The sequence below is a fragment of the Pyrobaculum sp. genome, from assembly GCF_049971835.1.
Classification (GTDB): domain Archaea; phylum Thermoproteota; class Thermoprotei; order Thermoproteales; family Thermoproteaceae; genus Pyrobaculum.
In genome coordinates this window covers 1-2,344 of record NZ_JBMFKV010000258.1, presented here as the reverse complement: position 1 = coordinate 2,344, position 2,344 = coordinate 1, and the positions used below count along the sequence as shown (strand labels likewise).

General features: G+C 43.9%; 4 protein-coding genes. 3 read left to right on the top strand and 1 reads right to left on the bottom strand.

What is annotated here, in order from left to right; all coding sequences use genetic code 11:
- The 3 genes from ACP5J3_RS13375 to ACP5J3_RS13365 form a co-directional block, all read left to right on the top strand.
- The coding region (locus ACP5J3_RS13375) for a hypothetical protein (RefSeq protein WP_428496141.1) at positions 1–304 on the top strand (304 nt) is incomplete at its 5' end.
- Positions 301–1,074 carry a hypothetical protein gene (locus tag ACP5J3_RS13370; protein ID WP_428496140.1) on the top strand — a complete coding sequence of 258 codons (774 nt, stop codon included), beginning with the start codon at positions 301–303 and terminating at the stop codon, positions 1,072–1,074. The genes ACP5J3_RS13375 and ACP5J3_RS13370, both read left to right, overlap by 4 nt.
- Positions 1,071–1,691 carry a hypothetical protein gene (locus ACP5J3_RS13365; protein WP_428496139.1) on the top strand — a complete coding sequence of 207 codons (621 nt, stop codon included), beginning with the start codon at positions 1,071–1,073 and terminating at the stop codon, positions 1,689–1,691. Before ACP5J3_RS13370 ends, ACP5J3_RS13365 begins: the two co-directional genes overlap by 4 nt.
- Here the strand turns inward: ACP5J3_RS13365 and ACP5J3_RS13360 are convergent.
- A partial coding sequence (locus ACP5J3_RS13360; RefSeq protein ID WP_428496138.1) for a hypothetical protein occupies positions 1,681–2,344 on the bottom strand: 664 nt, incomplete at its 5' end. The two genes, ACP5J3_RS13365 and ACP5J3_RS13360, sit on opposite strands and share 11 nt — an antisense overlap.

Genomic DNA, 2,344 nt, shown 5'->3' with positions numbered 1-2,344 from the left:
GTACGTCGCAGGCGACTACGCCCTCCGGATAAACGCCCAGCGCATACTAATCAACTGGACAGACAGCGGAATCATCTACGCCGTCGCCTACGGCATGACAGGCGATGGAGACCCCCAATACGCCCGTCTCGCCCTAGAAACACTAATACCCCCCAACATAGGCTACAACCTAACCGTGATATCCCTCACAGGAGGAAAACTCTTCACAATAACCCGCGGCTACAACCCATCAGCCGCAGACGGCGCCCAGATCATCATACTCAGAGAAGAAGGACGAATAGTATCCCTAATGCTGTCACGATGAGAGGCCAAGCCGCCATCGCTGTAGCCGCCGCAATTCTCCTCACCACCCTAATACTACTAGTGGCTCTCCCTAAAAGGACACTAGGACCTGAAATATTCATTGAAGACGACGTAATCGAGAAGAGAGAGATAGAACACATGCTGAGAAACACAATCGAAGAGGCCATATATGCCACGGCCCTTGACTACGACGCCATAAAGGGCGAAGACCTCGCCAAAGCGTTAAATAAAAGCATAGAACTTTTCTTCCTCCAAAAAGCCGCCGAATACGCTATGATTAGAGGAGTGCGATGCGAAATAACCAAGACATACATATCCAGCAAGACCAGCGACGTCATATACATAAATGAAACCTACGTAGAGGTAAGTTGCTGGAAGGGCAAAACAAGACAAGTAGCATTCGTACACTCTACAGCTAAAGCCACCGTCGAATACAAACATCTAGGCCTCTTCAACGGCATAAAAGCTAAAGTAAGTCTAAAAAGAGACGATACGCCAATTACATTAATAAACTACGCCGCCGTGTTTCAAACTAAAGAAAAAAGTGACACAAAAGTATACCCAGCATTAGGTGGGCTCAGTCCCAGAGACGCAATTTGGTACTTCAACATTACAAACAACCACGAAATAAAAATAGGAGTACCACCTGAACTCGCCGACAACCCAAGCTGCAAAGTTATAATAGTAGCGACATCTGTAGGAGAAGGAGCCGGCACAATAATCGTCGCCAACTGCAAAGCCCCAATACAGCCCCAGAGCGGAGGACAATGAAGCCGTCCTATATCCTCCTTGTTATCCTCCTCGTCGCCGCCACAACAACAATATTCGGCACATACATGAGCGTAATGAATAACATCCGCCTGCAATTCGCAGACGAGCTAGCGGTTGCCCTGCACAATCTCCTAAACACCCCACCCGGCATCGAAAGAGAAGCAACTATAGCAATACCACACGACATACAAATCGAAATAAAACAATCAGTAATAACCGAATGCGGAACCCCCACATGCATCTACATAACAACACCCCAAGGAAGCCGAGTAATACCAACACACGCCAACGTAGAAATCAAGATATTCGACCAGACAGGCATTAAAAACATTAAACTACCACACGGAGTCTACAAAATCAAAGCAAAAGGCTTAGAGCCAGACCCAGACAAAGTCACAGCATGTATCATAACCTACTTCCTAGTAGCAGACGTAGAAAACAGTATAAAACAAGGCGTACAGTCAGGCCTTAACTGCGCCGCCCTCCCAACAGAAGAAGCACAAAAGATATGTAACATGCTAGGAAAAATGCTAGGAGAGCAAGTTTCAAAAACTCCCTACATATTCTGGGACTACTTCTGCGCCCAGAAAAAAATAATCCTCGAAATTACTTCGTAATATCAACGTAATAAAACGGCTTACCCGGTTTCTTCCCGTCACCATCAAATACAACAACGTCACCAACTACACCAAGAACATAAAACTCCCTCGCCGGCGCCGCAAAAGGCACAACAAAATAATACGGATTCCTCTCAACCCTGTCATACACCGAAAACACTGGATAAACCTTAAAAGCACCGAAATAAGAATTTAACCCTACAACCGCTGGAAGATAAACCTCCCGAGACCCCCTCATCATATTAAGCTTATTAACTAATGCATTAAGTTTTTCATCATTATTATCTAAATTTAGCGCAGACAATGCATTTACCATACCGCCACAATTAGGCTTGGATCCGTAGAAGTAGTCATGAAAGGTCTCAGGCCATAATACGAATAAGAAAAACGGAGGATAAACACAAAGGTACCGCTTTTCGTTATCCTTTATTTTCAATAAATCTAAGTCCTTCGAAAATGTTAGATACTCTATATTAAAAAGCTTAAACGTATACTTTACTTTCTTATTTGATATGAAATCATCAAAATCATTTTTAAGATATTGATAGTTATCCGCTATTATGTCCAGGGCATCGATAATTATAGATTTTTTCGCCGATACGTCATCTAGTCTAGAAACAGTGTATATGAAGTACGGAGCCATAGCTACCCTG

Coding starts and splice junctions, on each gene's coding strand:
- ACP5J3_RS13370 (WP_428496140.1), top strand. CDS start 301: ATGAGAGGCCAAGCCGCCATCGCTGTAGCCGCCGCAATTCTCCTCACC.
- ACP5J3_RS13365 (WP_428496139.1), top strand. CDS start 1,071: ATGAAGCCGTCCTATATCCTCCTTGTTATCCTCCTCGTCGCCGCCACA.